Annotated in this window: 1 protein-coding gene; it reads right to left on the bottom strand. The window is 45.4% G+C overall.

Features of this window, described 5'->3' with window-relative positions; genetic code table 11:
• The coding region (locus GNF10_RS36865; RefSeq protein WP_185607492.1) for a DUF3854 domain-containing protein at positions 1-1366 on the bottom strand (1366 nt) is incomplete at both ends.

Here is a 1366-nt window from a genome sequence, read left to right as displayed (position 1 = left end):
TGCTGTTTACACGTATTACTGTGTAGTAGGTGGGTAAGGTATTGGCAAGCTTCATCTATAAATATGCAGCCATAAATTAGCGCCTGGGTATTGAGTTTGTGCAAGCTGTCAATAGTAATACTAAGGGCTTGGGCCTGAGCTAAACCTGTGTAACCCAAGTCTGAATACATCGCCGTCCGCAAGCGTTCGGCAAGATTTTTCAACAAGTTAACCCGATGTCCATTGTTGAGGAACCGCGCGTCGGGGTTTTGGTCACGCCACCAGCGCATAAGTTCAGTTTTCCCTGTACCCATGTCGCTCCAGAGTACGACCAGTCCTGATTTTGGGAAATTGAAGCTAGGGGATTTCTTCGATTTGTCTGAATCAACTCCGCCAGAATCCGTAGACTCCTTCTTTCTCCAATGTCCTTTTATAGATGGCGTGAAAAGTTGTTCCTTTTCAAGCTCATAAAGCTCAGGCACTCTCAAGCATTTTTCTTCAAGTTCAGGAATGCACAAAGCCTCAGAGAGATACTTGATATTAATAGTGACATCTGGTTTGTATTTGCTAAGTCCCCATTTCTTAGCCCGATACGAGCGCTGGTAATCAGCAAGTGATTTGGCATCATCTATAATTGCAGTTAGCAGGGCATTGGCATCAACACCTCGACCAACTACAAAATCATCAACGCCTTTTTCTGGCCCCGGCAGTAATGCAACTTCACATTCAGAACCTGCCGATTCGATTGCTTTTGCAGTGCGAACAGTGGCTTGGTAAACTGACCACCTGGTTTTAGAAAAAGTTTCGTAGTCAAAAAGAATTATGAACTTGCGCCCCGCCTGAGCCATTGGTACTAAGTCAGGATGCAACCGTTCATCAAAATCCCGTCTTCCGACTCGCCCGTTCCAAATTCCCGGAAGTGCGATCGCTACAAACCCTAAAGAGAGCAAGCAAGCGGCTTTCTTCTCACCCTCGCATAAGATAATCGGAATCTCTGGGTGTTGCTTTATCCACTCCCAAAATATTAATGGATTGAGTTGATCCAGCAAGCGCAATGCTAAAAGTGAATGATAGCGCTTAATTAAATAACGCTTTGCAACTTTGTCCCAGATAGGGTTAGCGACATCGAAGTAGGTAACACGGTTGGGAGTTTTGGGTGGCGACTCGTATTTGACGGGTTTCCCTTTTTGCCAATCAAAGCGCGGGAAGTTGGGCTTAATCCGCCCCCACTCCATCGGTTGCCAGTTCTTAAATGGGTCAAGTGACTGAATCCACGTCCCACCTAGTAATAGGTGCTGATACAGCTTTAAGTATCCATCTGTTACCCGACCCGCATTCTTACGTGGGATTTTATCAGATATGAACAGGAAATCATAAACTGATTCTC

The sequence above is a fragment of the Nostoc sp. UCD121 genome (assembly GCF_014222285.1).
Lineage (GTDB): Bacteria > Cyanobacteriota > Cyanobacteriia > Cyanobacteriales > Nostocaceae > Nostoc.
Note: the sequence above shows the minus strand (reverse complement) of the source record. Positions and strands in the feature narration are given on the sequence as shown.